Raw genomic sequence first — 6596 nt, 5'->3', positions numbered from 1 at the left:
TTGGAAGAAGTTGTGTGCAAACTTCATTCTACCATGTGGGGAAAATCACTATGGATTTTTTCTTAGGTGTCCAACTTCATTTTACAATCAACCAACAAAAATCTTGGATAATTTTTTTAGAAATAGTAAAATATTTTTTGATATCTTTTTATCTCTTGACAGATAAATGTCGTTTGTGCTATTGTCTTTTTGAACTTCCCTGATATTTTTGGCTATATTCTACATGTTTGTATACAGAACACTATATTACAGAACACTACATAATTACCTTTTGAAAAGAGTATATTTTCTAATACCTTGGCATCCTCATGAAGCCGCAGAATTGTGGCATAGTCAGACCAATTCTGATATGTTTCCTGTCATCGTACTTTCTGTGGGAGAATCCAGTCCAATGTAAACAGGCCGTCCAAATCTGCTCCTTCCTTGGGTTTATGGGCCGGAAGCTTCCCCAGAGTGTATATCAACCAAAACCGATCTAAATGTAATGAGGAGGATGAACAAAAATGAAGAGAAAGACCATTTCCATGCTTCTAGCCTGTGCCATGATGCTGAGTCTGGCTGCATGCGGCAACACCCAAAAACCCAGCACATCCAGCGCTTCCAACGCTGGCGGAACGAGCGGCACCACTTCTGATCCTGAATTTACTTTGATTGTCGGTTCTACCATTCAGGACGACTCTGCCTCCGGTATCGCCCTGATAGAGTATTTTAAGCCTTATGTTGAGGAGAACTCCAACGGCCGTATCCGGGTAGATGTACAGAACAATTCGGTTTTGGGTGGCGACCGTGAGCTGTTTGAAGCCCTGCAGCTGAATACAGTGCAGTGCTCTTTTGGACCCATGTCTACTTTAGCCAACTTTGAGCCCAACTATGCTGTGTGTGACTTGCCCTTCCTTTTCAGCAGCAAGGAAGATGCCTATGAGCAGTTAGACGGTGAGTTTGGCGCCAAACTGGCCGAGAACCTCCCCAATGTCGGTATGCGTTTGCTGGCCTACGGCGAAAACGCTTTCCGCAACATCTCCAATAAAGTCCGCCCCATAACTTCCCTGGCGGATATGAAGAATATGAAGATTCGTGTTATGGAGTCCCCTGTTAATATTGCTACTTACGACGCACTAGGAGTTTCTCCTACTCCCATGGCTTTCTCCGAGTTGTACACCGGTCTGTCCCAGGGCGTTGTTGAAGGGCAGGACAACGGCGTAGTGCTGACCTACACTGCTAAACTGTATGAGGTTCAGCCCTACTATACATACACCGGCCACATCTATGCTGCCAACGCTATGGTTTTCTCCGAGGCGTTTTGGCAGAGCCTGCCCGCTGACTTGCAGAAGGTCGTAGAGGATGGGTCAAAGTACGCGATGGAGAATCAGCGCCGTTTGAACACGGAGATGGAAGAGGAACTGGAAGCCACTATGGCCGAGGCTGGGGTGGAATTTATCCATCCCGACACCGCAATGGTCGAAGAGATGCGTGAGGCGACCAAGTCTGTTTGGGAACTAGAGGACATCAAGAATATGATTGATCCTGAGATCTACGAGATGGCGGTTCAGATTCGAGATAATTAAAGAAATATATTATCGCAAATTACTTGAGTAATGTCTCCTGTTGCGGGCGGGGATGCCGGCAGGCATCCCCGCCCACTTTACCAATTAACAGAACTCGGTAAAGGCATTTCCTTGTCTACGCCGTTATTATGGGGGCTCAATACATGAAAACCTTGGTTAAAATTTGGGATCATTTAGAGGAATATATTTTGGTCCCTTCTTTGATGATTAGCACCGCCCTGATTTTCTATCAGGTTGTGATGCGTTTCCTATTTAAAGACGCGCCATCCTGGTCTGAAGAGGCTGTGCGCTATCTCTATGTGTGGCAGACCTGGCTGGGTGTGAGTTATGCTGCCCGCAACGGCACTCATCTCCGCATCACCATGATAAAGGATCGCCTCTCCCCTAAAGGACAGAAAATCCTTGAATTGTTTGTTACTGCCATCTGGATCGGCTTCGCTGTCTTTGTCTTTATTCAAGGCATGGCCGCAGTCCAGACGATTGCCGCTTTTGGGCAGAAATCTACTGCCCTGCGTATTCCCATGCAGATTTGTTACGCCTCCATTCCTGTCGGAATGGTGCTCATGAGCATACGTCTGATCGAAACAACAATTAAGAGTCTTATCGGCAAAAAAACTGTGGAAGGAGGGGCCGCTGAATGAACATTCTGCTTCTGTTTGGCGTGTTTTTTGTGCTGATCATGCTGAGTGTGCCGATCGGCGTCGCTCTGGGCGTGGCCACATCGCTGACCATCTGCCTGACCAGCAACATTGGCCCTGTGATGGTGGCCCAGAAAGCGTTTACTGGTCTGGACTCCTTTACGCTGATCGCCATTCCCTTCTTCATGTTGGCGGGCAATTTGATGGCTCTGGGCGGTATCGCCAGACGTATCGTCAATCTTGCCGACGCCGCGGTGGGTAAGTTTACCGGTGGCTTGGGCATGGCTACCGTCATCGGCTGTATGTTTTTTGCGGCCATCTCTGGCTCCGGCCCTGCTACTGTGACCGCCATGGGCTCCATCATGCTGCCAGAGATGGAAAAGCGGGGCTATGACCGGGCCTTTTCCACTGGTTTGACTGCCACAGCTGGTACGATTGGCGTCATCATCCCCCCGTCTATCCCCTTTGTGATCTACGGCGTTGCTTCCGGCACCTCTGTGGGTGATATGTTCAAGGCGGGCTTTATTCCAGGCATTCTGATTGGCATTGGCCTGATGATTGTCTGTTGGGTTATTTCTAAAAAGCGCGGTTATAAGGGAATTGAGCGTACCAAGAACGATGAGAGTTTCCTGAAGGTCTTTTTGGACTCCCTGCCCGCACTGATGGCCCCCGTCATTATTCTGGGAGGCATCTATGGTGGTATTTTTACCCCGACAGAGGCCGCGGTGGTTGCCACTGTTTATTCTCTGTTCGTAGGGAAATTTGTTTACCATGAGCTGACTTGGAAGATTGTATACGAATCTTACCGCAGCACCGCCGATATGAACGGCTTCACAGGGTTGGCGCTAGGGTTCTCCATGTCCTTCGCGGCCTATTTGACCATGGAACAGATCCCGGCCAAGGTAGCCAATGTGGTCCTCAGCGCGGTCTCCTCCAAGATCGCCATTATTGCTCTGATCATCGTCATTCTGCTGGTGGTGGGATGTTTTGTAGACAATATTTCCTCCTGCCTGATCCTGACCCCTGTGTTCCTGCCCATGGTTAAGGCGGTTGGAATGGACCCTGTCCACTTCGGCATTATGATGACTGTAGCGCTGGCCATCGGTTTTGTAACACCTCCCTACGGTGTGAATCTGTTTGTGGCCTCCGCTGTTGCAAAGCTGAAGATAGAGGAGGTCTCTAAGGCCGCTATCCCATTCTTGGCCGCCATGTTTGTCTGCCTGCTGCTCATTGCCTACATCGAACCCATCTCGATGGCTCTAGTCTGGCTGCTATCCTAAAACCTGTTTGATGTGTGCTCCTGCGCATGTATGATTGGTGGAAACAAAGCTGTTGGATTGCCCTGCGCTTTCCTCCGGCTTTGTTTCCATCCAATCTGGGCAAAGGATATTCCACGCGGTTTTGTGACACTGTGACATATTTCTGTTTTGAGGAGGAGCTGTTATGTATCCAATGCGAAGAAGCGATCGGGAACAGGGGGAAGAATTTGCGCTGTCCTTGATTGACCACTGCTCTCATGGCGTTATGTCTATTCATACCAGCGAGGCATTTCCCTATTGTCTGCCCCTCTCCTTTGTTCGAAATGGCAACTGCCTCTACTTCCACTGCGCCAAGGCGGGAGGGAGAAAGCTGGACCTGCTGCACGCCAACCCCAATGTGTGCATTACTTTCGTAGGGGGGGACGAGCCGGAATTTGTCGCGCCCAACACATATACCACCTATTTTCAGTCTGCCATCGTTACTGGCACCGCCGTTGAGGTCACGGACCAGGCGGAAATGATTGAAGCTCTGCGTTTGCTGTGTGAAAAGTTAATGCCTGAGCATATGTCTGGCTTCAGCCACGCCATACAGTCTACCCTCGCCGCCACCTCTGTCTGGCGCGTTGATATTGCGGAGGCCAGGGGCAAGCAAAAAAAGAGACCAGTGAACTGTTGACAAGTATTCCTGAACCTTTGGTCGACAGCTTTCACAGTTCATATTTGAATTTTACCATTATTGGGGACGCTTCTTATGAACGATGACAGATGTATTGCGTTGCGCTGCGGAAACAAGAGCTATACTGTCCGCATCCCGGACGGTATTCGATTTCAATATGCCCGACTAAATCAGACAGAAAAAGTAACTGATTACGGCGGACTGATTCGGGATGCGCTGGACCACCCTATCGGCGCGCCTCGGATCGAAAACCTGCTTCGACCTGGCCAAAGGGTTTGTATCATCAGTGATGACAATACCCGCGTGACACCTGTCCGAACCATACTCCAGGAACTCCTGCCCCGCATTGAAGGGGCTGGGATCCTTCGACGTGATATTTTTATTGTCATTGCGCTGGGCAGCCACCGGCCCCTGACACAAGAGGAAATTGCAGCCAAATTCGGACAGGATATTGTGGACCGCTACCAAATTCTCAACAGCGAATTTGAGAATCCCGATATGCTCACCCAGGTTGGCACTAGCGAATTAGGCACGCCAATCCGGGTATATAAGCCAGCTATGGAGGCAGATATACGTATCGGCATTGGAAATGTGGTGCCACACGGCTGTATGGGCTGGTCAGGCGGCGCGAAGATCCTCTATCCTGGTATTACTTCTGCCGATATTGTCTCTGAGTTCCATGTCATGCAGGGACTTCGGGATGAGGTGCTTCTAGGCATGGTGGAATGTCCTGTTCGTCTGGCAGTGGAGGAGTGGACCAAAAATATAGGCTTACACTACATTATCAACACCGTGTTGGACGAGAATATGAATCTGTATCGCGCAGTAGCAGGGCATTATATCCATGCCCACCGGAAGGCGGTATCCTATGCCCAGGCTGTGTGCGGTGTATCTTTGAAGCAACGGCCTGATGTGGTGCTGGCCTCTGCTTACCCCATCGACATCGATTTCTGGCAGTGTGGAAAAGCGGCCTATGGTCCTACTCGTGTGATCGCAAAGGGGGGCGAGTTCCTTCTTTTGGCCGCCTGTACCGAAGGAGTAGGACCCCATCCCCAGATACTGGATTATATGGCATTGGAAAACGGAACAGAGGTTCTCTCCCACCGCATTGCTTCCCAAAATACTGGAGAGGATCTGCTTACTATGGCGGTAGGTGTGAGTATGGGCCGAGTAGTTCGACATTCAAACGTCACGCTGGTGACTGACGGCCTGCTGCCAGAAGATTGCCGGCGTGGGCAAATGTCCCATTGTTCTCCAGCCAATTTACAGCAGGCCCTGCAACAGGCGCTAGAAAGATTTGAAGATCCTTTCCTCCTTATAATTGGAGAAGGCGGCGAAGTGATTCCTCTTTTAGAAGATTAACCTATACCCTTTATGGGCGTTTATGTAGCCTGAACATCACCTGGGGGGTACATATGTGAATTTCAAGACATTTTATATCAACCGCCATCAGATTGGCTATCAGGAAGTCCTGCTGGATGATCCGGTCTTTGAAAAGGCATATCTGCTGGAAAATCCTAAAAAAATTGATATTATTGCCATTCCTGACGGCTGTGTCGATCTGCAATTCACATGGGAGAGCAATGTCTGCCGTGGATATGTATGTGGGAGCTTTCTCCAGGGAAAAAAATCCCTCATCAGTTCCTGCTGCCGTTGTTTTGGCCTGAAGTTGCAGCCGGGTATCCATTTTAAGTTTTTGAAGCAGGATGCTGCCTCTCTGGTGGGCAATCGCATCCCGCTTTCTGAATTTCTTGATACCGGTTCCTTTGAGCAGGAATTGGGGGAGATGCCTGACTTCCTCAGTATGGTTGAGGCTACACGCCGATTCTTCTACAGACAGCAGACCGTTCCAATCCATATAATCGCCAACTGCGTAGCCAAATTGATCGTTAATTCCCCTGGCACCTTGAAGGTATCAGACATGACAAGTACCTTGGGATATAGTCAACGTTATATCAGCAACATTTTTAAATGCCATTTTGGCCTCTCGCTCAAAAAATACTCTGATATCATTCGAGCCCAAACTGCCATCACTTATTTAGAGTATACCGATATAATGGATGTCATTGTTGATCTTGGCTACTACGACCAGCCTCACTTTATCCATGACTTCAAACAATATACTTCTATGACCCCAAGTTCTTTTTTGAATCAGGTATGCCGCAGCAAGGTTGGCTTGGTCGTCTAGGGACTGGATGATATGTCCACTTTTTACAATCTTTCTTTTTCCTCAGATGATACAATGTGGCCAAGTTAATGAAGCATGTTTAAAGAAATTTCTTAAGACCCAAACAATAATGAATAGAAAGGATTGACGTTTATGACTCAGCATGAGAGAAGCAAGGTACTCCTGCCCCCAATGGCGATGCACGCGGAGACAACGCCCTGTGTTGTAAGGGGAGAAGGCTGTTATCTGTATACGGAGGATGGCCGGAAGATTCTGGATATGGCATCCGGT

General features: G+C 48.8%; 7 protein-coding genes. All 7 read left to right on the top strand.

The window, feature by feature from the left end:
- Positions 1-203 (top strand): hypothetical protein (locus OCV64_RS16005; protein ID WP_262670546.1); only part of this gene is annotated, 203 nt, incomplete at its 5' end.
- Between the two features lie 300 nt (positions 204-503).
- Positions 504-1565 carry a TRAP transporter substrate-binding protein gene (locus OCV64_RS16000; RefSeq protein WP_262670545.1) on the top strand — a complete coding sequence of 354 codons (1062 nt, stop codon included), beginning with the start codon at positions 504-506 and terminating at the stop codon, positions 1563-1565.
- A 143-nt stretch (positions 1566-1708) separates the two neighbouring features.
- Positions 1709-2206: a TRAP transporter small permease gene (locus OCV64_RS15995; RefSeq protein WP_262670544.1), complete on the top strand. Its 498-nt coding sequence runs from the start codon at positions 1709-1711 to the stop codon at positions 2204-2206.
- A complete protein-coding gene (locus OCV64_RS15990) occupies positions 2203-3483 on the top strand; it encodes a TRAP transporter large permease (RefSeq protein WP_186853410.1) in 1281 nt (426 codons plus the stop codon). The genes OCV64_RS15995 and OCV64_RS15990 overlap by 4 nt, the downstream gene beginning before the upstream one ends.
- 163 nt (positions 3484-3646) lie before the next feature.
- The gene (locus tag OCV64_RS15985; RefSeq protein WP_262670543.1) at positions 3647-4138 is read left to right on the top strand and encodes a pyridoxamine 5'-phosphate oxidase family protein; all 492 of its coding nucleotides are present in this window, start codon (positions 3647-3649) and stop codon (positions 4136-4138) included.
- A gap of 75 nt (positions 4139-4213) precedes the next feature.
- Positions 4214-5500: a nickel-dependent lactate racemase family protein gene (locus OCV64_RS15980; protein WP_262670542.1), complete on the top strand. Its 1287-nt coding sequence runs from the start codon at positions 4214-4216 to the stop codon at positions 5498-5500.
- Between the two features lie 55 nt (positions 5501-5555).
- The gene (locus tag OCV64_RS15975; RefSeq protein ID WP_262670541.1) at positions 5556-6326 is read left to right on the top strand and encodes a helix-turn-helix domain-containing protein; all 771 of its coding nucleotides are present in this window, start codon (positions 5556-5558) and stop codon (positions 6324-6326) included.
- The last annotated feature ends 270 nt before the right edge of the window (positions 6327-6596 follow it).

It is taken from the genome of Muriventricola aceti (assembly GCF_025567565.1).
In the GTDB taxonomy this organism is placed as follows: Bacteria; Bacillota; Clostridia; order Oscillospirales; family Oscillospiraceae; genus Lawsonibacter; species Lawsonibacter aceti.
Note: the sequence above shows the minus strand (reverse complement) of the source record. Positions and strands in the feature narration are given on the sequence as shown.